The organism is Rhizobium sp. ZW T2_16 (assembly GCF_044987325.1).
GTDB lineage: Bacteria > Pseudomonadota > Alphaproteobacteria > Rhizobiales > Rhizobiaceae > Neorhizobium > Neorhizobium cellulosilyticum.
This window is the reverse complement of record NZ_JBJDRG010000003.1, coordinates 575,160-597,696: the sequence shown is the minus strand read 5'-3', so window position 1 is coordinate 597,696 and position 22,537 is coordinate 575,160. Positions and strand designations below refer to the sequence as shown.

The following is a 22,537-nucleotide window of genomic DNA, read 5'->3' as shown; positions in this document are numbered from 1 at the left end:
TTTTAGAGGTTTTTTTCCTGAAGCGCCGACTCCGCAAAGGATTCTGCTTCAACTTTTGCAGGCACCAGGGTCTCCACCGCCTTCGCACCATCCCCGCTTAGGCCATAGACGCCTTTGTCGATCTTCTCAAACCAGCCGTAATAGTTGTCGCGCAGCATCGCGCCAGCCTTGGGCGTGATGGCTTTGAGATCGCGCGGCCGGAGTGGGCCGTCTACAAGTGCCGCGGCACAGGCGAGCGCCTGCTGACGATAGGCGGTCATGATCGGGACCTTGGTCGAGCCGCCAAGCGCCGGGTCGCCCTGTCGTTTGCGGTGCTCCTTGATGAGCTTGGTGCGCCGTTTCGGATTGGTGCGCGGCATCGGCGAGACGGAGCTGACGAGGATGCTGACCTCTCCCTTGTCCGACACGCCGAGCATGCCGATGCCGAGCCGGCGGCAGAGATCGCGGTAACGCTTGTCGGCCTCCCGGCCGCGGCCCTTTGCCGAGACACGGGCGGCGATCCACACTTCGTCGGCCGAACTCGCGCGGTCGACCGCCTGCAGGATCAGTTCGAGATTGAAGCTGAGTTTCAGCTCGCAGACGACCATTACGGTCGGGTCGCCTTCGCTTAAGCCTATGACATCGCAGCCGCCGATCTCTCCCTTGACCGAATAGCCGCAAGTTTCGAGGAACCGTTTGACGGGGAGATAGAGCGAGGTTTCCATGCCAGCCTGATATCGGTGATCAGTGACCGATAGCTGATTTGCATCTACAAACCCACCCTTGTGCCGACCGTCTGCCGATCAGAATTCAACGGGATGCGGGTTCGTCCTCGGACTTGTCCTCCTCGTCTTCCTGAAACTTGCTTTCATAGGGAAGCGTGAGAATGGCAGAGGCCGCAGCCGCCCCGCCAAACAGGCAGGCAAAGGGCACCAGCACGAGGAAAAGCGGCAGGATCGGGTTTGTTGCCCGCATGATAAGCCCCCTCAGGCCGCCGATATCGAGCGCGATCAGGGCAATGCCGACGCTGATGCCGATGGAAATGCCGAGAAGCGCATTGAGCCCGAGAAACCGCAGCATCTCTCGATGATCGCGGCGTGCTTCTTCCGGCGTCAGCTTGGGCTTGCGGGAATTGTGAAGGATGGCATTTCGCGCTTTTTGACGGTTTGTCCACCGCTTGAGCCAGCGCGGTTTCAGCCAGTCGAAGGGATCGGGCAGTTTTGCCATTTGGAGGAAGAATGGGAGCGGCATCGGGTTCAACTCCTCTTCGGCGTTTCCAGGGTCGAGCGCCATTTCCTCATCGTCTCAATAAGCGAGCCCGAAATCAATGCGAGCAATTGGGTGTGTTGCGTCGGCGCAGTACAAGCACCGCATAACCCGCAAACCCGGCAAGCCAGAAACCCTGTGCACCGTGAAGCAGGCCAAGCCCATGCTCGGGATAGAGCGCGTAAGCGACACGCAGCGCGAGTGCGCCGGCAAGGCAGAGATAGGTTGTCGTGCCGAGGAACGAGCGCTGAAAAGACTGGCCGTTGCGCTTTCTGACCATCGATGTGGCAATCGCGACGGCAAGCGAGGCGAGCCCGCCGATTGCCAGAACATGCTGAGGCACGGCAAGCGGCATCGTGCTTCCCGGCCATGCCTGTATCGCAAGAAGCAGAAAACCGACGCGTTTCGACAGCATTGCGAAACTCATGAAGCGCACGCCGCCATATTGGAAGGCATGCCAGGGCGCAATTTGAGCGAGCCAGATGATTCCGCTGATGCTGGCGAGTGCAGCTGCAAGCGCATAGGGGAGGTCGAAGGCCCAGAGAAGCAATGTCAGCAGGCTGCTGATCCGCTGGGTGAGAGAAATCCATTTCGCCGGAAGCGGTCGCGATGGACGGCCGTCGCGCGTGCGGCCGGAATCGATAACCATCGGGAAAATGCGGTTGCCGACCTCGAAACAGATCGCAAGGATCAGGCAGAAGCCGAGCATGGTGGCGCCCGGCCAGAGATCGAAGGCTGCAATGACGCCGGTGCCTGCATGGGCGCTGGCAAGCGCCAGCAGCGGAAAGGCCATGATTGCCCGTGCCCGGATCGTCGTGACGGAAAGGGCAATGACAGCCGCAAGGCCGATGAGCGACCGAAGCTGCGCGCCGAGGACGAGATCGTAGATGCCGAGCAGAAAGGCGATTGCCTGGGCGAAAAGAAACAGCCGGATCAACGGCGGTGCAAGGATCGGCCGACCGACCCAGCGCGGCAGCGCTTTCAGCATGAAGCCGAACAATTGCACCAGCATGAAACCGAAGATCAACTCGTTGGCGTGACGAGAATAATCGCCCTGCCAGATCTCCGAGGGGAAGGCGATCGCCCGGATGGCGGTGAGTGCGGCCAAGAAAAAGGCGATGCGGAAATAGTCGAAAGGCGCTTGTGTCTGCGCGTTTCCCTCAGGCATTGCCGTCCCATTCGACGGCAAGTGGCGACTGTCCGAGATCAAGCTGGTCGATGGCGCGGGCGGCGATGTGAGTGACGATGTCGGCGATGGTTTCCGGGCGCCGGTAGAAGGCGGGGACGGGAGGCATGATGGTCGCTCCCATCTCGGTGACCGCGACCATGTTGCGAAGATGGCCGAGATGCAGCGGTGTTTCGCGGGCGAGCAGGATCAGCTTTCGCCGTTCCTTGAGGTGCACGTCAGCGGCACGGGTGAGGAGATTGTCTGAAAGGCCGGTGGCGATTGCTGCAAGCGACCGCATGGAGCAGGGCGCGACGATCATGCCAGCCGTCTTGAACGAGCCGCTGGCGATCGTGGCTCCGATATCATTAGCCGAGTAAATGTGTCTTGCGAGTTTGGCGAGATTGCCGAGCGCATCCGGGCCGAGTTCATGGGCGATCGTTCGTTTTCCTGCGTCGGAGACGACGAGATGCAGCTCCACATCCGGGAGGTTTGCAAGCAGCTCGCCGATCCGCATCGCGATCGCCGCTCCCGAGGCTCCGGCGACGCCGAGCACAACGCGCTTCACGGGTTTTCTCCGGCAGGGCCGAGGCCGAGTTCGCTCCACATGGCTGAAACGCGGTCCCTGACCTCGGGTGTCATGGTGAGAACCCGACCCCATTCGCGGTCGGTCTCCGCGCCGATCTTGTCGGTTGCATCGAGGCCGAGCTTGCCGCCGAGGCCGTGTTTCGGCGAGGCGAAGTCGAGATAGTCGATCGGCGTATTGTCGAGCACCACCATGTCGCGCGAGGCGTCGAACCGGGTGGACAGCGCCCAGATGACGTCCGGCCAGCTGCGCACATTGACGTCGGGATCGACCGCGATGATCAGTTTGGTATAGCTGAACTGCGGCAGCATCGACCAGAGGCCAAGCATGATCCGCCGCGCCTGGCCGGGGTAACGCTTGTCGATCGACACGACGATGGCGCGGTAGGAACAGGCTTCCGGTGGTAGCCACAGGTCGACGATTTCCGGGAACTGCTTTTTCACCAGCGGGATGAAAAGCTCGTTCATCGCCTCGCCCATAACCGACGGTTCGTCCGGCGGCCGGCCGGTATAGGTCGACAGATAGACGGGCTTCTTGCGCATGGTGATCGCGGTCACCTGCATGACCGGGAAACGATCGACGGCATTGTAATAGCCGGTATGGTCGCCGTAGGGCCCCTCATCGGCCATCTCGGACGCCGAGACCGTGCCTTCGATGATGATTTCCGCATTGGCTGGAACGTAAAGCGGCTGGGTTTTCGCCTTGACGACACGGCTGCGGCGACGGCGCAGCACACCGGCGAAGGAAAGTTCGCTCATCCCTTCAGGCAAGGGCATGACGGCGGAAAGAATGGTCTGCGGGTCGGCACCGATGGCAATCGCGACCGGCATGTCCTGCCCGGCCTTCTGCCATTGCCGGTGGTGTCCTGCGCCGCCGCGATGCGCAAGCCAGCGCATGATCAGCCGGTCGCGGCCGAGCTTTTGCATCCGGTAGACGCCGAGATTGACGTCGTTCTCGTCCTCGAAGCCGCGGGTAACGACGAGCGGCCAGGTGACGAGCGGCGCGGGTTCGCCCGGCCAGCACCACTGGATCGGCAGTTTGTTGAGGTCGATCTCGTCGCCGATCAGCAGCTGTTCCTGGCTGCGCGCCCAGCTGGTCTGGCGGCGCACGCCGAGCGACAATGCGGAGCGCAGCATCGGCAATTTGCCGACCGCATCTTTAAGCGATGCCGGTGGCTTGGGTTCGCGCAACTCTCCCAGAAGCTTTGCCAGGTCACCGATCCTGCCCGGCTCCAGCCCGAAACCGAGTTCGATCCGCTCGCGCGTGCCGAACAGATTGGCGAGAAGCGGGATTTGGACGACGTTGCCATCCGCATCGACCGGCTTTTCGAACCACAGGGCCGGGCCACCGTCTTGAAGGACGCGGCGGTGAATTTCCGTCACCTCGTGCACCAGGCTGACCGGCCGGGATATCCGCTTCAACAACCCGCGATTTTCGAGTTCCCGGGCAAAATGCTGCAGGTCGTCATGGCGCCTGAGGGCTGGGGTCAAGGCTCGGGCGGAGGCGGTTTGTTGGGTCATGCCTTTCTGTGCCGAGAGATTTTCCAATCGTCCTTGTCATAGCTCAAGTGGTTTTGCGGACGAGGGATTTACCTTCCATGGAACCCTGAAACGAAAAATGTCGTCCGCCCATGCTGATACCGCCTATTCTTTCCGCGCCACTCCATATGATCCCGATCCCGCTGATCGAGCGGATCTGCAGGCTGATGTTCGGCCGTATTTCAAAGGCGCATCCGGGCCTGTTCGAACGGCTGGACGAACATGGGGACAAACGCTTCGCCTTTTTGCCGACCGATCTGCCGCTTGCCTTTGTCGTGGTGCCGGGTAGGGAAGAGATCTCGGTGCTGCGCAAGCCGGTGGAAATCGAGGCGGATGCGGTGACAGAGGCACCGCTTTTCCTGCTTTTAGGCCTGATGGAAGGGCGTTGTGATGCCGATGCGCTGTTTTTCTCGCGTGATCTTTCGGTGACCGGAGACATGGAAGCGATGCTGGCCATGCGCAATGCGCTCGATGCCAGCAATATCGATCTGCAGAAGGATCTGGCGAAGCTTGCCGGTCCGCTGGCGCCGATTGCAAGGCGGGTGATCGGCGAGATCCGTGACCGTGCGCTGAAGGATCAAAACAGGCCCGCAGGAGAAGCCGCAGCATGGAACTGATCTGCCCCGCAGGCACGCCGGCAGCCTTTCACGAGGCCGTCGATGCCGGTGCCGATGCCGTCTATTGCGGTTTTCGTGACGAAACCAATGCCCGCAATTTCCCCGGCCTGAATTTCTCCCGCGAGGAACTGCGGGAAGCGATCGCCTATGCCAAGCGCAAGGGCACCCAGACCTTCGTGGCGCTCAACACTTTTATGCGCGCAGGTGCAGAGGAGATTTGGTACAGGGGCGCGGCTGATGCAGTGGCGCTTGGCGCCGATGCGCTTATTCTGGCGGATTTCGGCCTGATGGCGCATGTGGCGGAAAAATATCCGCAGCAGAGGCTGCATGTCTCGGTCCAGGCCTCAGCCTCCAATCCCGACGCGATCAATTTCCTCGTCGATGCCTTCAACGCCCAGCGCGTCGTGCTGCCGCGCACCTTGACGATCGCCGACATCGCCCGGATCGGCAAGAATATCCGCTGCGAAATGGAGGTCTTCGTTTTCGGCGGGCTCTGCGTCATGGCGGAAGGCCGCTGTTCGCTCTCGTCCTACGCGACGGGCAAATCGCCGAACATGAACGGCGTCTGTTCGCCGGCAAGCCATGTGCGCTATCGCAAGGATGGCGGCGAACTGGTGTCCGAACTCGGCGAGTTCACCATCAACCGCTTTCCGGCAGGCGAGGCGGCCGGTTACCCAACGCTCTGTAAGGGCCGGTTCGATATTGCCGACAGCAATGGGTATGCCTTCGAGGATCCGGTCTCGCTCGACGTGATGGGGGAACTGGAAGCGTTGAAAGCCGCCGGCGTCAAGGCGCTGAAGATCGAAGGCCGGCAGCGCGGCAAGGCCTATGTGGCCGAAGTCGTGTCGACCATAAAGGCGGCGCTGAACAGCCCGCCGGATCGCCGCGCGCCGCTTCTGGCGCGCCTGCGGACCATGAGCGAAGGACAGAAAACGACGTCCGGCGCCTACGAGAAACGCTGGAGATAAGCGTCATGACCGATATGAAAAAAACCAGCCTGACGCTCGGGCCGGTCTATTATCTCTGGAATGCGGAAAAGTGGCGGGACTTTCACTTCCGCATCGCCGACGAGGCACCGGTCGATCGGGTGGTGATCGGCGAGACCGTCTGTTCGAAACGCCAGCATTTCATCGAGCCGCATCTGGCCGAGGTGGTGGAGCGTCTGGAAAATGCCGGCAAGACGGTGATCCTGTCGACGCTGGCGCTGGTGACGCTCAACCGCGAGAGCAAGCAGATCCGCGAAATGGCTGAGGTAAGCGAGCACCTGATGGAAGCCAATGATCTTTCGGCGCTGGCGATCCTGAAAGACAAGCCGCATACGATCGGGCCGCTGGTCAATGTCTATAACGCGCCGACCGCAAGGCTGCTGGCCGGCCGAGGCGCAAAACGCATCTGTCTGCCGCCGGAACTGCCTTTCTCGTCGGTGAAGGAAATCGTCGCCGAATTGCCGGATATCGATTTCGAGGTCTTTGCCTTCGGCCGCATGCCGCTCGCCATTTCCGCACGCTGCGCCCATGCCCGTTCCAAGGGCAAGATCAAGGACAATTGCCAGTTCGTCTGCGGTGAAGATCCCGATGGGCTGCCGGTGCGCACGCTCGACCGACAGTCCTTCCTGGCGCTGAACGGCGTGCAGACCGTGTCGCATGCCTGCCAGTCACTGCTGGGCGAACTGGATCATCTGGTCGAAGCCGGGGTGCGCTCGTTCCGCCTGTCGCCGCAGGATTGCGACATGGTGGCGGTGGCAAAACTGCATCGTGCTGTTCTGGACGGAGCGGTGGATGCGGATGCAGGTGTTGCAAAACTTCGGCAGCTCTACGCCGCAGCCCCGCTCGCCAACGGTTTTCACCACGCCAAGGAAGGCGCGGTCTGGGTGGCGCGCACCCGCAGCCTGCAGGCCGCATGGCCGGCTTGATTACAGAAGTGAGTTGCGGGCAGCCCCGTGAAGGGCTGCCTCAGACTTCAAAAATCTCGTCGAAGCTTTCCGGAAAGTTCTGGCGGGCGACTTTTTCGTTGATGACGAGCAGCGACTCGTAGGACAGCGGATCGAAATCCTTGTCCGCCGGCATCACTTCACGGCCGAAGAGCAGGCAGAGCCGCGCGGCATCGAGATTGCCGCGCTCGAAGGGCTGGTCGCCGAAATAGAACCAGAGTGCATGCAGGAAGGCCGCATCGACGCGGTGTTCCTTGGTGCCCGGCCGCGCCTTACGGGGGATGGCCTTGAGCGGCGTGACCCCCTTGGGATTGGCGCGACGGATGGTGAACTGGGTTCCAGTCCCTGGCAGGCCGCCCGGAAAACCGCGATGTTTGGTCATTTCGGGCAGGTTTGCCATGTCTCGGTCCTTTACGTTTTTGCGACCTTATCGGCCGTCTTGGTGTCGAAATCGGCAGCGTCGTGACGCTCGTGCAGCTGTTCGGAGGGATCACCCGACATGCGGTTGACCATGCGCCCACGCTTTACCGCCGGCCGGGCGAAAACTTCCGCCGTCCAGCGCTGCAGGTGCGTATAACTCTGAACGTCGAGAAAGTCACCGGCATCGCCATAGGCCTGGCCGAGCGCCAGATTGCCGTACCACGGCCAGATCGCCATGTCGGCAATCGTGTATTCCTTGCCTGCCATGAACTGGTTTTCGGCAAGATGCCGGTCGAGCACGTCGAGCTGGCGCTTTGTTTCCATCGCGTAGCGGTCGATCGCATATTTGATCTTGATCGGTGCATAGGCATAAAAATGGCCGAACCCGCCGCCGACGAAGGGCGCCGAGCCCATCTGCCAGAACAGCCAGTTCAGCGTTTCGGCCCGCGTGCGAACATCGGTCGGCAGGAAGGCGCCGAATTTTTCCGCCAGATAGGTCATGATCGAAGCCGATTCGAACAGGCGGATGGGTTTGCCGCCATCCCTGGGCGCATGGTCCGTCAATGCCGGGATCTTCGAGTTCGGATTGATATCGACGAAGCCCGAACCGAACTGGTCGCCCTCACCGATCCTGATCAGCCAGGCATCGTATTCGGCGCCGGGATGGCCTGCCGCCAGAAGCTCTTCGAGCAGGATCGTCACCTTGACGCCGTTCGGCGTGCCGAGCGAATAAAGCTGCAGCGGGTGTTTTCCGACCGGCAGTTCCTTGGTCTGGGTCGGGCCGGCGATCGGCCGGTTGATATTGGCAAACTGGCCGCCATTACCCTTTTCCCAGGTCCAGACCTTTGAAGGTTCGTAGCCTGCGGGGAAATTGTCGGCGGGGGATTTATCGGTCATCGAAATCTGTCCTTGCTCATCGCGCCATAAAAGCGGCTTGCGCCGGGTCCAATATAGGAACTGGCTGGCCACCTGCTACCGCCGACTTCTATAAAGATGATAGCTGTCAGGCGAGGCGCATTTTTTCATGCGGCACAAGGGAAATGAGCAAAAGTTTGCTCCCTGAAATATTTCTCATTTGTCAATCAAGCCCAGTCGCATAACTGCTTTTGCACGGTTATGGTTGTCGAGGCTGGAATGAACACCCCATGACCTGGCCTGCCGAAACGGCGGCCGGGCGGTTCCGGGCAATAGGGAAGGAAAACGAAATGCAGGCTCTTGTACTGGAGCAAAAAGGCAAGCTGGCGCTGAGGGAGATCGATCTTCCGCTGGAGGTTGGGCCGGGCGACGTGAAGATCGAGATCGACACCGTCGGCGTCTGCGGCAGCGACGTGCACTATTACACTCACGGTGCGATCGGCCCCTATGTGCTGCGCGAGCCAATGGTGCTGGGCCACGAGGCTGCCGGAACGGTGGTCGAGATTGGCTCGGAGGTGAAGAACCTCAAGGTCGGCGACCGTGTCTGCATGGAGCCGGGCATCCCGAACCTTTCGTCGCGGGCCTCGAAACTCGGCCTTTATAATGTCGATCCTGACGTGCGCTTCTGGGCCACACCGCCGATCCATGGTGTGCTCGCACCCTATACCGTCCACCCCGCCGCCTTCACCTACAAGCTACCCGACAATGTGTCTTTCGAAGAAGGCGCAATGGTCGAGCCTTTTGCGATCGGTATGCAGGCGGCGACCCGCGCCAGATTGCAGCCGGGCGATGTGGCGGCCGTCATCGGCGCCGGCCCGATCGGCATCATGGTGGCGCTGGCGGCTCTGGCCGGCGGCTGCGCCCGCGTGTTCGTTTCGGATCTGAGCGCCGACAAACTGAAGATCGCCGCGCAATATCCGGGCATCATCCCGGTCAATGTTCGTGAGCAGTCGTTTGCCGATGTGATTGCAGAGGAAACGTCCGGCTGGGGCGTCGATGTCGTGTTCGAGGCAAGCGGCAGCCCCAGGGCCTATCAGGGCATGTTTGATCTCGTGCGGCCCGGCGGCGCCTTCGTTCTGGTCGGCCTGCCCGTTGAGCCGGTGCCGTTCGACGTGGCAAGCGCGATCTCCAAGGAAGTGCGCATCGAGACCGTCTTCCGTTACGCCAACATCTTTGACCGGGCGCTGGAACTGATCGCCTCGGGCAAGGTCGACCTCAAGCCTTTGATCACCGGCACGTTCGATTTCAAGGAATCGATCGCCGCCTTCGAGCGTGCTGCCGCCGGACATGCGTCCGACGTCAAGCTGCAGATCAAGGTGAAAGCTTAAAAGCTCGATCAGGCCGCCTGCCAGAAACGGCGGGCGGTCGTTTGCTCCGAAATCGGCTTGGTGCCCCGGAGCGGCACGTGCCGCAGCATTTCGAGCGCGAAATTGCGGGCGTTCTGCCTTGCCTTGTCGAGATTGCTGATCCGGCTTTCGTCCATCGTGTGCAGCGTGCCGCCGAGATCGAAGATATCGCGGAAGGCGGCGCGTTCGATGATCGGCGTGCCGAGCACCTCGACGCCCCGTTCCAGAAGCAGCATTTTGACAGCCAGAAGCGCGCGCGTCGTCACCATCGAGTTGACGCGGGTGAGCACCACCGAATGCGGAACCTTGATGCCTGCCTTGTCATCGAGGAAGCGCAGGAGTTCCAGCACGTTCGCGCCGCCCTGGGCATCCATGGCGCAGCCCTGGATCGGGATCAGCACATGGTCGGAAAGGCCGATCGCCTTGGCTAGCAGCGGGCTCTGCGCGCCCGGAAGGTCGACGATGAAATAATCCGTCGTGTAGCGGTTGTCGGCGATATGCCGCTCGATCGATGCCTGCGTCACATAGGAAATCACGTTGAGGCGCGGCAGGCCGGGCGAAAGCTGGTGCCAGCGCGAGATCCAGCGCTGCGGATCGGCATCGAGCACGGTCACGCGGTAACCGACCTGTGCAAGCTCGGTTGCAAGCAAAAGCACCGCAGTCGTCTTGCCGGCGCCGCCCTTGGTATTGGCGAAAGTGATGACGGGCATTCTTAAGGGAACCTGTTCGGCTGCGAGCCGATAATGGCTCTGGCCGCACCCTCATGATGCGCGGGGCCTATTGTTGGCAGATATGGTTAATGTGGGGTGAAGATTGGGGTGTGAGGTTTTGTCGGAGGCTGCTGTCGGCCTGACAAATCCATTCCATCCTCCTCCTGCTGACGAGCAAACCACTATCTTGATGCTGGATTAGTATGGTTTCGCTGTGGGGGACGTAGCGCGGATGGAGACGCTTCGCCCAATTTGCAGAGATGCCTAAGATTCGCCGATCTGGATGGCTCGACAAGGGGGAATAAGTTGTTTGCTTATATTACCAAGTCCTTGAGGTCATCTTTTCCACAGCTTGCTCAATGCCATTTAGCGGATAATCAAAACCGTTGAAGGCACTGCAGAGTGCGTCCGTAGCTTCCTTTACGTAAAGTGCGATTGCGGACGGAGAAGTTTCATTAGGGACTACCGTATACCCATCTAGAACGTTATCATGGGCGATACCCCATGATGAGAAATACCGCATCGGATTGGCTCATGCGCGAAGCTCGCGTCCTGAGATTCCATCCCACCTGAAAGCGAAAGCAAGACGCGTATTATCAGAGACATGAAGTGCTTTCGCAAAAGCGAGACCTACCGCAATGGTTTCAGCTACTCGATAAATCGTTAGCCCAGCGTCGAACGCAGTGTGCGGTTCCACCTTGTCGGTCAGATCATCTTCCATGACGCGTGACAAAAAGAAATCTCCCCGTGCATGAAATCGATAAAAATCGGCATGGTCCGACCAACTTTGATTGTTGCTGACAATAACTGACTCCCACCCCTTGTCCTTTTTGCGCGGGCGGTACTCCGCTACTGCAAATCCACTAGAGTCGAGCCAAATCGGCCATCCGGTATATCTAGGATTGGAAGAAGTTACGGTTCGGTAGAACTCAAGGGATGAATCATCCGCTATAAGTGGTGGGTCCAAGACAAGTGCCGCACTCCATCTGCCAAGCTGGTGAAAGCGAGTCGATCGTTCTTGAAACTCCTCACTTTCGAATACTGCTTTTTGTTTCTTCAGACCGCTGTCCAATAATTCGAACGCGCGGCGACGAAGAGCAGCGTCGGGTTCTTCAATCGGTTGACCCGAAAAAAGATGGGCTGAATTCTGACCAAGATGCCTGCGTAGGAACCTCCCTATGTCTGCTTCGCGGTTCTCGAAACAGATATCCAAGATGTCATTCCAATCGGCATGCGTAGCCGCAGATGAACTGACCATCCCATTAGACCTTAATGTGCGGAAATATACAGCATCCTGTCTGACGAGATGTCTGGTTTTCGCTTCATCCATCAACTCGCGTTTTGCGGCGACGGGCACTCGAACACCTTCATCTACTATGAGGACTGGGTAAAGCAAGCCGTCTCTCACTCCATATCGAACTTTAATCTCGAACAAATCGGAGGAGTGACGAGAAACGATCTCCTGAACCTTGTCAGGATGAAAGGCGGCTTGAACGTCGGCAGGCCTATCAGCCTCGTCAGGCGACAATGTCTTGTCATCGAAGCCTATGATGAGATAGCCGCCGTCTCGGTTGCGCAGAGCCATGCAACCGATAGCAATCTTTGCTTGACCCCGCGAACTATCGAGGTCAAGCCATCTTTTTAGCTCTACTTTCAAACTCTCGGTCGGCGCTGCAACCAACGCGTCAATCGCGGCTTGGGAGACATCCATAGGAGACTCGCGAAACATTTTGTCGCCAACTGACATAACATGAGTCGGGAGGCTGTCATGCGTGGCTTAGCCTAAAAAACTTGATGATCACTTGCTGTGATTACCGATGCGATAGATGCGGGTGAGGCAACGCCCGTTTAGACCGCAAAGCAAATATTACCTCTCATTCCTCTCGGATCGAAATGTAAAGCAAGCTTGACATGATGATTGTCTCGCTATGTAAAGGACGCTTTACAGGAGCGAGATATGCACAGAGGTCGTTTCATTGTCGAATTCAGCGCGAGCATGGCCGCCTATATGGTCGTGCTGGTCGGATCCGTATGGTTTCTCAATATCAGCGAGATTGAGGGTGGTTGGAAAACCGTTGTTGCGCTGACGCCTATGTTGCCGGGGGCGGCTGTGGCGCTGTCCGTCATGAGGCAGGTGAGGTCGTCTGATGAACTTCAGCACCGGATCCAGCTGGAAGCACTGTCATTGGCCTTTGCTGGAACCGCTCTGGTCACCTTCAGCTACGGGTTTCTCGAAAATGTCGGCTACCCGAAGCTTTCGATGTTTTTCGTCTGGCCGCTGATGGCGGTGCTTTGGATGGTCGGCGGCCTGATCAGTGCCCGGCGCTTTCGATGAAGAACAGGTTGAAGGCTCTCCGCATCGAGAAAGGCTGGTCGCAGAGTGAGCTTGCGGCTCGGCTTTCTGTATCGCGCCAGACGGTCAACGCGATCGAAAACGAGCGTTACGATCCAAGCCTGCCGCTGGCATTTGCCATTGCCCGCGTGCTGGAGCGCAGGATCGAGGCTATTTTCGAAGAGTAAGCTGCGCGGCGTCAGGCGTTACCGCCGCTTGTCCGCCGCCAGTATTTCCCGCGCGATCTGGTCGAGCGGGACGATCCGGTCGACGCCGCCATGGGCGATGGCTTCCTTCGGCATGCCGAACACGACCGAGCTTGCCTCGTCCTGCGCCACCGTGAATGCGCCGGCCTGGTGCATTTCGTTCATGCCGCGCGCGCCGTCGTCGCCCATTCCGGTCATGATCACGCCCATCGCGTTTGCGCCGGCGGAACGTGCGGCGGAGCGGAACAGCACGTCGACCGAGGGCCGGTGCCGGCTGACCAGCGGGCCTTCCCGGACGGAAACCTCGTAGCGTGCGCCGCGGCGCTCCAGCAGCATGTGCTTGTCGCCCGGCGCGATCAGCACATGGCCGCGCAGGACAGGGTCGCCGTTGACGGCTTCCTTCACCTCGACTTCGCAAAGACTGTTCAAGCGCTTGGCAAAGGCGGCGGTAAACTTTTCCGGCATGTGCTGGACGATGACCATGCCCGGCGAATTTGCCGGCAGCGCTTCCAGCAGTTCGCGCAGCGCTTCGGTGCCGCCGGTCGAGGCGCCGACGCAGACGACCATTTCCGTCGTCTTCGCCATCGCGCCGATCTTCGGCGGCGGCAGTACGGCATCGGCCGTCAGCTTGCCCTGGACGGGACGTTCCTTCAGGCGGCTCGCCCGCAGCTTGGAAACGCTGGCGCGCGCCGCACCCTTCACCGTCTGGCGGATCTGTTCGGCATGTTCGGCCAGATGGTCGGCAGCCCCGATCCTGGGTTTGAGGATGATATCGACCGCACCGGCCTCAAGCGCCTGCATCAGTGTCTCCGAGCCGGTTTCTGTCAGCGACGAGCACATGACAACCGGGATAGGATGTTGCGACATCAGCTTGCGCAGGAAGGTGATGCCGTCCATCTGCGGCATCTCGACATCGAGCGTGATGACGTCCGGTATTTCGTCGCGCAGTTTCTTGGCGGCCATGAACGGGTCGTTGGCGACCCCCATGATCTCGATATCCGGGTCTTCCGACAAAAGAGTCGAGAGCGTCTGCCGCACGCTCGCCGAGTCGTCGACGATCAGGACACGAATTTTACCGCCCATGCTTTGCCTATATCCGCTTGAAGATTGTGTTGGCGACCTGCCGGATGGGCAGATCGAAGCCGCTGACGGTTTCCGAATGACCGATGAACAGGTAACCGCCAGGTACCAGGCTGTTGCATAGCCGGGTCAGGACCTGCTGTTGGGTCTGTTTGTCGAAATAGATCAGCACGTTGCGGCAGAAGATGATGTGCATCGGATCGCCGATCGGATACTTTGCGTCCATCAGGTTCATTCGGGCGAATCCGACCTTCTGGCGCAGCATCGGCGCGACCCGCATTTCCTGCCGATGCGCATTGGCCGCCCGCATGACATAGCGGCGCATCATGTCGGGCGGTACAGGCGCCATCATGTCGGACGAATAAATGCCCTTCTGCGCCTTCTGCAGCACATCGGTGGAAAGGTCCGTCGCCAGGATGAAATAGTCCCGGTCCGGCGCCTGCGATTGCAGGTAATCGGACATCACCATGGCCAGCGTGTAGGGCTCAGCCCCCGTCGAGCAGGCGGAACTCCATATGCGGAGTCGTCGCTCGGAAAACTGCCGCATGATATCGCCAAGCGCCACATCCCGCATGTAGTCGAAATGCTTTGGCTCACGGAAGAAGTCTGTCTTGTTGGTCGTGACCGCATCAATCAGGTAGATGGCCTCGCGCTCGATGCCGCCCTGATTGAAGAGATAGTCGCAATAGTCGTCGAAAGTGGCGATGCCCGTTACCCGCAGCCGGCGGCGAAGCCGGCCTTCGAGCATGGTGGACTTGCTCAGCGGCATCTTGATGCCGCTGTAGCTGTAGATGAATTTCGACAGCGCCTCGAAATTGCGCTTGCTGAGCTGATCGTCCAGTGGCTGTGTCTTTAATGCTGCGTTCACGCTGGGATCCGTCATGCAACCTGTGATCTGGGCGCGACGCCGGCAAGCGCCGGGCCGGTATCGGAAAATAGCCGCGCGAGATCGATGATGACGACAAAGCCGCCATCCTTGCGCACCACGCCGGCGATATAGTCTGATCGCCAGCGAATACCGATATCCGGCGCATCTTCGATCTGCTCGGACCGGAACGGCACGACTTCATAGACGCGATCGGCGACCAGCCCGAGCGCCAGAACCTTGTCGCCGATCGGCACGTCGAGAACCAGCATGCGCGTATGCGGCGTCCGTGCGGTCGGGCTCATGCCGAGCCGGATCCGAAGATCGATGATCGGCACGCCCTGTCCGCGGACATCGCGCAGGCCGAGAAGATAATCCGGCCCGTGCGGGATCTTGAAGGCGTCCTCGTGGTCGAGGATTTCCCGCACCACCTCGACAGGCACGGCGAAGATCTCCTCGCCGAGACTGAAAGTTACGAACTGGGATTCAGATGATGCGGCCATGGTTTAAGCGCTTTCCCGGAAATCGGCGTCGTCGCTATCGGGGCCACCCATCGACATGTCGAGGGCAAAACCCTTGGCGCGGGCCTGTTGCGACTTGATGCCGTTCGCCGATGAGGCACTCGTCCGCTGTGCCTGCGGGGCAGGCTTGTAGGCCGGTGCCTTGGCAGCCGGTGCCGCGCGGGTGCGGGAGCCGGCCTGATCGACCTTGAAGAAGGAGATCGAGGCCTGCAGCTCTTCGGCCTGGGCAGCAAGTTCTTCAGAGGTCGAGGACATTTCCTCCGACGAGCCGGCGTTTTGCTGGGTCACCTTGTCGAGCTGCTGGATGGCTTCGTTGATCTGGCTGGCACCGATATCCTGCTCGCGGCAGGCGGCGGAGATTTCCGAAACCAGTTCGGCGGTCTTGTGGATCGCAGGCACCAGCTTGTTCAGCATGTCGCCGGCTTCGGCAGCTGTCTGCACCGTCTCGCCGGAGAGCGAGCTGATTTCGGCAGCGGCAGCCTGGCTACGCTCGGCGAGCTTGCGGACTTCCGAAGCGACGACGGCAAAACCCTTGCCGTGTTCACCGGCACGCGCGGCTTCGACGGCGGCATTCAGCGCGAGAAGGTCGGTCTGGCGGGCGATTTCCTGTACGATCGAAATCTTCTCGGCAATCGTGCGCATCGCGCCGACGGCACGGGCCACCGCCTCGCCGGATGCTTCTGCATCCTTGGAGGACTGGCGGGCAATCTTTTCCGTCTGGGCAGCGTTATCGGCGTTCTGCTTGATGTTGGCGGCCATCTGTTCCATCGAGGCGGAAGCCTCTTCGGCCGACGATGCCTGCTCGGTTGCACCCTGCGAGAGCTGTTCCGAGCTGGAGGACAGTTCCTGGCTACCGGACGAAACGTTGTCGGCAGCGGCAAGCGCGTCGGCCACGACGCCGCGCAGGCGCTGGACCATGCTTTCGAGTGCGATGCCGAGCGTATCCTTGTCGGAAAGCGGCTTCGGCGTGACGGTCAGGTTGCCATTGGCAATCTGGTCGGCGATATCAGCCGTATTGCGCAGATTGGCGGTCATCACGTTGATGGTGTTGACCAGATCGCGGATTTCATCGTTGGACTTGATCTGGACGTCCTGGTTGAGATCGCCGATCGAAACGGCCTCTGCAACGCCCATGATCTTCCGCAGACCGTTGCTGATGCTGAGTGCAATCCACAGAGCTGCAACGATTGCGATGAGCAGTGCGATTGCGGCCAGGCCGACGATGAAGTTGCGGGTTGTTGTATACTGATCGTTGGTGTCCGCATCGGCCTTCTGCATGGCCGCGCGGCTTGCATCGGCGCGTGCATTTGCCAACTCTTCGATCGCGTCGACCGTTGAGCGACCTTCGGTCGTCGCCAGCCGCACTGCTTCGGCGCCGTTGCCGGATTTAGCCAGTTCGCGAATTTTGTCATCGATCGCAAACAGCTTGTCACCGAGATCGCCGACATCCTGCCAGGACTTGCGGCCTTCATCGGAAGTTGCGGCTGCAATCAGCCATGCGATCTCTTCCTTGAATTTCACACGGTTGGTGTCGCTGGCCTTGAGATAGCTGTCGACATCAGCGGAGGTGGTCGCTGTGGCCATGTTCATCTGGGCGCGGACGATGCGCAGCTGCAGCGCGCCGACATTCTGCGCATGTTCGAGCCGCTTTGCGGGGCCCGCGATGAGTTCAGAGATCGCGGTGTTGAGGTTGGAGAGGCTGAAGATGCCGTAACCGGCGGTCAATGCCAGAAGGACAATCATCAGTCCGAAAGACAAGGCCAGCTTGAGTTTGATGGTGAAGCGCAAGGAAATACCCCGATATGCATGGATGGCGACGTGGAGCTTTCAACCTCGATGGTGAAAGCTGAATGGATCGGTATTCGGGCAAGACATTCGCCCCGGAACCTCAATTCAAACCGGTCTGACGTCGACGCATACACACGGCGGCGGTGGTCCGGGCCACAAGGGCGGCCCGGACCAGCTAATTTGTCTCAAGCGCTTTCGCGGAAGTGCTGGTCGTCCGCGTCCGGGCCGCCCATCGACATGTCGAGCGCAAAGCCCTTGGCCTTGGCCTGTTGAGCATGGACGGAATGGCCGCTCTGAGCCGGTGCCCGGTAGGCGGGCTTTGCAGCAGCGCGCGGGGCAGGGGCGGCAGACCGTTTGGGTGCCGGTTTTGCGCCCGCCTGATCGACGCGGAAGAAGGCGATCGATGCCTGAAGCTCTTCAGCCTGGGAGGCGAGCTCTTCCGACGTTGCCGACATTTCTTCCGATGCGCCGGCATTCTGCTGGGTCACCTTGTCGAGCTGCTGGATGGCTTCGTTAATCTGCGAAGCACCAATATCCTGCTCGCGGCAGGCGGCGGAGATTTCCGAGACCAGTTCAGCGGTCTTCTGGATGTCCGGAACGAGGCGGTTCAGCATTTCGCCGGCTTCGGTTGCGACCTGAACGGTATCACCCGAAAGCGCGCTGATTTCAGCGGCGGCAGCCTGAGAACGCTCGGCGAGCTTGCGCACTTCCGAAGCAACGACCGCAAAGCCCTTGCCGTGTTCGCCGGCGCGTGCAGCCTCGACCGCGGCGTTAAGGGCCAGAAGATCTGTTTGACGGGCGATTTCCTGAACGATGGAAATCTTTTCGGCGATCGTCCGCATCGCGCCGACGGCACGGTTGACGGCCTGACCAGAGGCTTCTGCATCCCTTGAGGATTGACGCGCGATCTTTTCCGTCTGGGCAGCGTTGTCGGCGTTCTGCTTGATATTGGCAGCCATCTCTTCCATCGAGGCGGAGGCTTCTTCGGCCGAGGATGCCTGTTCGGTCGCGCCCTGCGAAAGCTGTTCGGAGCTTGCCGAAAGTTCCTGGCTGCCCGAAGAGACGTTGTCGGAGGCCGACAGCGCATCACCGACCACGCCGCGCAGGCGCTCGATCATCGTGTTGACGTAAGTGAGCAGGTCGCCGATCTCGTCCTTGCTGGAAATTGTCGCAAAGCGGGTAAGATCGCCTTCGGCAACGTTCTGCACCGCGCTGACTGCGTTGCGCAGACCCTTGTTGATGCTCAGCGCGATCCAAAGCGCGGCAAGCGTTGCGATCAGAAAGGCCGCCGCAGCAACCGAGATCATGATCATCCGGGTCTGCGCATAGTCGACATCAGCCTGTTCGTCAGCGGCCTGAAGGCGGCTGTCCTCAAGCTTGATGACTTCTGCGAGAAGAGCGTCGATCTGGTTGATCACTACGCGTGCTTCGTTGCTGGAGACCTGATTGGCACCGGTCTGGTCGCCTGCCAGCATAAGGGCGCGGATGCGATCGTCCTGTTTGCGGAATTCTGCGGTGAAGCCAGAAAGTTTGTCCCAGTAGACCTTGCCCTGCTCGGTCGCGCGCGCCTGGATCATCTGAAAGCTTTCGTCATAGGCCTTACGTGCCGCGTCGTTGCTTTCGATGTAGCGTTGCATGTCAGCATGAGTGGAAGCGAGCAGAAGGTTTTTCTGCTGGCGAAGCTGCTGCAATTGTTCGGCATTGAGCGTCTGCGTCAGCTTGAGACGCGTCGCCGGACCCTGGATAACCTGTTCCAGAGTATCGTTGAGGTTGCCGAGGCTGAAAATGCCATAACCGGCAGTCACAATCAGCATCATGATAATGAAGCCGAAGGCCGAAGCGAGCTTTAACTTGATCGAGGCACGCATATGTAATCTCCGTCAAATATGATCAACCGTGGGTCGGCGCGGTTGCGGAACGCTCGTGTCTGGCCGAAAAGATGACCTGCAGATTGGGAACGATGATGAATTCGCTTCCCCGCTTCACGAGGCAGTTGATGAAATCCGGGCGCCAGCGCATGCCCACACTTGGCGGCGGTTCGCTGGCGGATTGCAAAAGCGTGGTGACTTCATTCACCTTGTCTGTGCGGATACCTGCAAGTACCGGCTCCCCATCGATTTCGATCTCGATGACGATGATCCGGCTGTCGATGGTCGGCTTCGTCGCCTCCATGCCGAAAGCGAGGCGGATATCGGCAAGCGGAATGACCTTGCCGCGGAAGTTGATCACGGCACCGACAAAGGCCTTGGCGCCCGGAACACTGGTTTCCGGCAAGAGATCAAGGATTTCCTGAACGATGAAGGCTTCGAGCGCGAAGGTTTCGCCGGCGATCTCGAAGGTAAGCACCTCGAGTTCGTCGCGTCCTTCCCACAGATCTTCCGAAAGTTTTGCTAAGGCTTGGTTCATCCGGCTGCGCGCAGATGCGCCTCCTGCTGCTGGCCCTCGGCGACGAGGTGGCCGACATCGAGAATAAGAGCGACATCGCCGTCGCCTAGAATGGTGGCGCCTGAGAAGGTCGCCACGTCATGGTGAAGCTTCGACATGCCCTTGATGACCGTCTGATGGTCGCCGATGATCTGGTCGACGACCAGGCCGACGCGTTCCGAACCGGTGGATATGACGACCACCTTCTGGAAGGGATCGGGCGTCGTGTTTGTGCGGAATAGATCGCGCAGGCGAAGGAAGGGAACGAGGCTGTCGCGCAGAGAGATGAAGCTGCGACCGCGAGAGCGCATGTCTTCCTCGATCGAGAGCTCGAGGCATTCCTCGACCGCCGAAAGCGGGATGACGTAGCGGCCGTTTCCGACACGCACGAGCAGGCCGTCAATGATGGCAAGCGTCAGCGGGATGGCGAGCGAAATCTCCGAACCTTCTCCCGGACGGCTGACGACATTGATCGTGCCGCGGAGCGCGTCGATGGTGCGCTTTACCACGTCCATGCCGACGCCGCGGCCCGACAGGTTGGTGACCTGGCTCGCTGTCGAAAAGCCCGGCTGGAAGATCAGCTGGTAGAGTTCCTGATCGCTGAGGCTGGCATTGGCGGCTATGAGACCGGAGGATTCCGCCTTGGCGCGAACCCGCTCCTTGTTGATGCCGCGACCGTCATCCTTGATCGTGATAATCACTTCGCCGGCCTGCTGGCGGGCGGACAAGTGGATATGGCCGGCTTCTGTCTTGCCCGCTGCAAGTCGATCTTCCGGTGTCTCGAGACCGTGGTCACAGGAATTGCGGACCAGATGCACCAGTGGATCTGCCAAGCGTTCGATGACGCTCTTGTCTACTTCCGTGGTTTCGCCCTCGGTGACAAGTTCGATCCTCTTGCCGGTTTCGTTCGCCAGATCGTGGACCAGGCGGCGGAAGCGGCTGAACAGATGCGTAACCGGCACCATGCGCAGGACCATCATCGTGTCGCGCAGCTCGCCGGAAAGACGTTCGACGTCTTCGGACACGGCACGAAGCGTGAGATCGCCGCTGCCGCCTGCCAGCTGAGAGAGTCGCGACTGGGCAATCACCAATTCACCGACCCGGTCCATCAGTTCGTCGAGCTTTTCGGCCGGAACGCGGACATTTTCATTCGCCTTGGCGGCCTTGGCGTCGCCCGGAGGCGGTGCCGTTGTTGCCGCGGCTGTCGGTGGTGCGGAAGCAACCGGTTCGGCCGCGACGGGCGCAGCCGCTGCAACAGGTGCCGGTGCTGCGACAGTTGGCGTTTGTGCCGCAACTGCGATCTCTTCGACGGCCAGTTCCATATCGTCCATGACGAAGATGAACACGTCATCGATCGCGGAACGCGGCTGATCGGTCAGAAGCTCGACATCCCAGGAAACATGCAGGTCGGTCGGCACGAGTTCATCGAGCGCGGGAATGCCGGAACGGTCGGCGACAATGCGGCAGGTTCCGAGATCGCGCAGCTCGTCGAGCAGCGGCAGCGGATTGGTGCCGTTGGCCATGGCATTCTGCGGCAGGCTGAAACGGATCTTGAACAGTGTCTTGGCTGGAGCCGCAGAAACAGATGCTGCTGCCGGATCGCCGCTGCCGTCGACGGCGTGGCGCAGATTGGCAAGCAGTACCTCGCTCACTGCTTCATGATCGCCGGCAGGTGTCTCCACCAGCGCGCGCATGTGATCCTTGGCTTCGAGAACGGCGGTAACGAGCGCATGGGTTGCCGGAACCTCGCCCTTGCGCACCCGGTCGAAGGCCGTTTCGCAATGGTGGGTAAAGGCCGCAAGCGCCTCGAAGCCGAACATGGCACCGGAGCCCTTGAGCGTATGGAGGCCGCGGAAGACCGCGTCGACCTGATCCTTGTCGCCGAGATTCACATTGAGATCGAGAAGCCCTGCCTCGATCTGTTCCAGAAGCTCGGCTGCTTCTGTTCTGAATACCGCGATAGGATCAGGGAAGCTCATTTGCCGAGCACCTTCCTGGCGATCTTGACCAGGCTTTCCGGGTCGAAGGGCTTGGTGAGCCAGCCCGTTGCACCGGCAGCCTTGGCCTGCTGCTTGATTTCACCGTCGGACTCGGTGGTGAGGAAGATGACGGGCACACCCATATGTGCGGGCAGCTTGCGCAATTCCCGGATCATCGTCAGGCCGTCCATATTGGGCATGTTGAGGTCGGTGATGACCAGATCGAACTGCCCTGCATTCAGCTTGGCAATGCCATCGACCCCGTCGACGGCTTCCGTAACCTGGTAGCCGGCATTGGTCAGCGCGACCCTCGTGGTCAGGCGAATGCTCGCCGAGTCATCGACGGTCAGGATGTTGGCACTCATTGAATTTTCCCTTGATGAAGCCAGAATTTCGCGTCGTCGTCCGACATGCCTTCCAGGAAGCCGCTTCTGCGGAGCGTTTCGAGAAGTACACCGCTTGCCGGCTGCGCAAGCGTGATGATCTTGCCAGCCGTCCCGGCATAAACGCGGGCGGCCTCGACCATCTGAATGAAGCTGATATCGACCTGCACCTCATCCGAAAGCTCGATCTTGGCGGCCTCGTGTGCATCGATGAATTTCAGCATATCCTCGCGTATGGGCACGATAGCCCGGACCGTCAGATTTTCGGGCAAGCGGAGGCATGCTTCATTTTGACTGGCAATATCCATACCTACTCCAAAAGCCTTAGAATGTGCTGAAATGGTCTGCCAAATTTGAGACACTATGCTTAACCAGAGGTTAATTGGTGCCAGTGAGTTTTCATGTGCATTAGTCACAATTAGCGTTTAGCTAATGTTCATATCTCCCGAAAATTAACCACGAGCACTGAAACCAAAGGGGTGTTTTG

The 22,537-nt window shown here is 59.9% G+C and carries 24 protein-coding genes; 6 read left to right on the top strand and 18 right to left on the bottom strand.

Going from position 1 to position 22,537, the window contains the following annotated elements:
- Positions 1–2: 2 nt before the first annotated feature.
- The 5 genes from ACI3K0_RS12875 to ACI3K0_RS12855 all read right to left on the bottom strand — a co-directional run bounded on the left by ACI3K0_RS12875 (position 3) and on the right by ACI3K0_RS12855 (position 4,516).
- The gene (locus ACI3K0_RS12875) at positions 3–704 is read right to left on the bottom strand and encodes a DUF2161 domain-containing phosphodiesterase (protein ID WP_183824013.1); all 702 of its coding nucleotides are present in this window, start codon (positions 702–704) and stop codon (positions 3–5) included.
- Between the two features lie 85 nt (positions 705–789).
- Positions 790–1,272, bottom strand: a complete 483-nt coding sequence (locus tag ACI3K0_RS12870) for a hypothetical protein (protein WP_246435999.1) — start codon at positions 1,270–1,272, stop codon at positions 790–792.
- A gap of 31 nt (positions 1,273–1,303) precedes the next feature.
- A complete protein-coding gene (locus ACI3K0_RS12865; RefSeq protein ID WP_183824011.1) occupies positions 1,304–2,413 on the bottom strand; it encodes an NnrS family protein in 1,110 nt (369 codons plus the stop codon).
- Positions 2,406–2,978: a UbiX family flavin prenyltransferase gene (locus ACI3K0_RS12860; protein WP_343062443.1), complete on the bottom strand. Its 573-nt coding sequence runs from the start codon at positions 2,976–2,978 to the stop codon at positions 2,406–2,408. The genes ACI3K0_RS12865 and ACI3K0_RS12860 overlap by 8 nt, the downstream gene beginning before the upstream one ends.
- Positions 2,975–4,516 (bottom strand): UbiD family decarboxylase, encoded by a 1,542-nt coding sequence (locus ACI3K0_RS12855; RefSeq protein WP_183824007.1) that lies wholly within the window; start codon positions 4,514–4,516, stop codon positions 2,975–2,977. Before ACI3K0_RS12855 ends, ACI3K0_RS12860 begins: the two co-directional genes overlap by 4 nt.
- A 110-nt stretch (positions 4,517–4,626) precedes the next feature.
- Between ACI3K0_RS12855 and ACI3K0_RS12850 the strand changes: the two genes are divergently transcribed.
- Genes ACI3K0_RS12850 through ACI3K0_RS12840 form a run of 3 tightly spaced genes read left to right on the top strand, consistent with a single transcriptional unit; the run spans position 4,627 to position 7,063 of the window.
- Complete coding sequence (locus ACI3K0_RS12850; protein ID WP_183824005.1) at positions 4,627–5,151, top strand: SCP2 domain-containing protein; 525 nt, start codon at positions 4,627–4,629, stop codon at positions 5,149–5,151.
- Positions 5,142–6,119 carry a peptidase U32 family protein gene (locus tag ACI3K0_RS12845; RefSeq protein ID WP_183824003.1) on the top strand — a complete coding sequence of 326 codons (978 nt, stop codon included), beginning with the start codon at positions 5,142–5,144 and terminating at the stop codon, positions 6,117–6,119. The genes ACI3K0_RS12850 and ACI3K0_RS12845 overlap by 10 nt, the downstream gene beginning before the upstream one ends.
- Before the next feature lie 5 nt (positions 6,120–6,124).
- Positions 6,125–7,063, top strand: coding sequence for a U32 family peptidase (locus ACI3K0_RS12840; protein ID WP_246435996.1), 939 nt, complete (start codon positions 6,125–6,127; stop codon positions 7,061–7,063).
- Between the two features lie 40 nt (positions 7,064–7,103).
- On the opposite strand, the gene ACI3K0_RS12835 is transcribed toward ACI3K0_RS12840, so the two are convergent.
- Together ACI3K0_RS12835 and yghU are read right to left on the bottom strand one after the other, a co-directional pair.
- Positions 7,104–7,481, bottom strand: a complete 378-nt coding sequence (locus ACI3K0_RS12835) for a hypothetical protein (RefSeq protein WP_148148581.1) — start codon at positions 7,479–7,481, stop codon at positions 7,104–7,106.
- An 11-nt stretch (positions 7,482–7,492) separates the two neighbouring features.
- Entirely contained in the window at positions 7,493–8,398 is a 906-nt protein-coding gene (gene yghU / locus ACI3K0_RS12830; protein WP_183824001.1) for a glutathione-dependent disulfide-bond oxidoreductase, read from the bottom strand.
- 308 nt (positions 8,399–8,706) lie between these two features.
- Between yghU and ACI3K0_RS12825 the strand changes: the two genes are divergently transcribed.
- Entirely contained in the window at positions 8,707–9,744 is a 1,038-nt protein-coding gene (locus ACI3K0_RS12825) for an NAD(P)-dependent alcohol dehydrogenase (RefSeq protein ID WP_183823999.1), read from the top strand.
- A gap of 8 nt (positions 9,745–9,752) precedes the next feature.
- Here ACI3K0_RS12825 and ACI3K0_RS12820 read toward each other — a convergent pair whose 3' ends face one another.
- Positions 9,753–10,472 carry a ParA family protein gene (locus tag ACI3K0_RS12820; RefSeq protein ID WP_183823997.1) on the bottom strand — a complete coding sequence of 240 codons (720 nt, stop codon included), beginning with the start codon at positions 10,470–10,472 and terminating at the stop codon, positions 9,753–9,755.
- Between the two features lie 532 nt (positions 10,473–11,004).
- Entirely contained in the window at positions 11,005–12,183 is a 1,179-nt protein-coding gene (locus ACI3K0_RS12815) for an ATP-binding protein (RefSeq protein WP_183823995.1), read from the bottom strand.
- A 246-nt stretch (positions 12,184–12,429) separates the two neighbouring features.
- Between ACI3K0_RS12815 and ACI3K0_RS12810 the strand changes: the two genes are divergently transcribed.
- Together ACI3K0_RS12810 and ACI3K0_RS12805 are read left to right on the top strand one after the other, a co-directional pair.
- On the top strand, positions 12,430–12,807 hold the full coding sequence (locus tag ACI3K0_RS12810) for a hypothetical protein (RefSeq protein WP_183823993.1): 378 nt from the start codon (positions 12,430–12,432) through the stop codon (positions 12,805–12,807).
- Positions 12,804–12,992 (top strand): helix-turn-helix transcriptional regulator, encoded by a 189-nt coding sequence (locus ACI3K0_RS12805; RefSeq protein WP_183823991.1) that lies wholly within the window; start codon positions 12,804–12,806, stop codon positions 12,990–12,992. Before ACI3K0_RS12810 ends, ACI3K0_RS12805 begins: the two co-directional genes overlap by 4 nt.
- Before the next feature lie 18 nt (positions 12,993–13,010).
- On the opposite strand, the gene ACI3K0_RS12800 is transcribed toward ACI3K0_RS12805, so the two are convergent.
- The 9 genes from ACI3K0_RS12800 to ACI3K0_RS12760 all read right to left on the bottom strand — a co-directional run bounded on the left by ACI3K0_RS12800 (position 13,011) and on the right by ACI3K0_RS12760 (position 22,322).
- Positions 13,011–14,093 (bottom strand): chemotaxis response regulator protein-glutamate methylesterase, encoded by a 1,083-nt coding sequence (locus ACI3K0_RS12800; RefSeq protein WP_183823989.1) that lies wholly within the window; start codon positions 14,091–14,093, stop codon positions 13,011–13,013.
- 7 nt (positions 14,094–14,100) lie between these two features.
- Entirely contained in the window at positions 14,101–14,973 is an 873-nt protein-coding gene (locus ACI3K0_RS12795; RefSeq protein ID WP_183823987.1) for a protein-glutamate O-methyltransferase CheR, read from the bottom strand.
- Complete coding sequence (locus tag ACI3K0_RS12790; RefSeq protein ID WP_183823985.1) at positions 14,970–15,458, bottom strand: chemotaxis protein CheW; 489 nt, start codon at positions 15,456–15,458, stop codon at positions 14,970–14,972. The genes ACI3K0_RS12795 and ACI3K0_RS12790 overlap by 4 nt, the downstream gene beginning before the upstream one ends.
- A 3-nt stretch (positions 15,459–15,461) precedes the next feature.
- Entirely contained in the window at positions 15,462–17,264 is a 1,803-nt protein-coding gene (locus ACI3K0_RS12785) for a methyl-accepting chemotaxis protein (RefSeq protein ID WP_183823983.1), read from the bottom strand.
- A 185-nt stretch (positions 17,265–17,449) separates the two neighbouring features.
- Positions 17,450–19,132, bottom strand: coding sequence for a methyl-accepting chemotaxis protein (locus tag ACI3K0_RS12780; protein WP_148146272.1), 1,683 nt, complete (start codon positions 19,130–19,132; stop codon positions 17,450–17,452).
- Between the two features lie 22 nt (positions 19,133–19,154).
- Entirely contained in the window at positions 19,155–19,670 is a 516-nt protein-coding gene (locus tag ACI3K0_RS12775; protein WP_148146271.1) for a chemotaxis protein CheW, read from the bottom strand.
- Positions 19,667–21,667 (bottom strand): chemotaxis protein CheA, encoded by a 2,001-nt coding sequence (locus tag ACI3K0_RS12770; protein WP_183823981.1) that lies wholly within the window; start codon positions 21,665–21,667, stop codon positions 19,667–19,669. The genes ACI3K0_RS12775 and ACI3K0_RS12770 overlap by 4 nt, the downstream gene beginning before the upstream one ends.
- Positions 21,664–22,032 (bottom strand): response regulator, encoded by a 369-nt coding sequence (locus ACI3K0_RS12765; protein ID WP_148146269.1) that lies wholly within the window; start codon positions 22,030–22,032, stop codon positions 21,664–21,666. The genes ACI3K0_RS12770 and ACI3K0_RS12765 overlap by 4 nt, the downstream gene beginning before the upstream one ends.
- A complete protein-coding gene (locus ACI3K0_RS12760; protein WP_148146268.1) occupies positions 22,029–22,322 on the bottom strand; it encodes a hypothetical protein in 294 nt (97 codons plus the stop codon). The genes ACI3K0_RS12765 and ACI3K0_RS12760 overlap by 4 nt, the downstream gene beginning before the upstream one ends.
- Positions 22,323–22,537 lie beyond the last annotated feature (215 nt).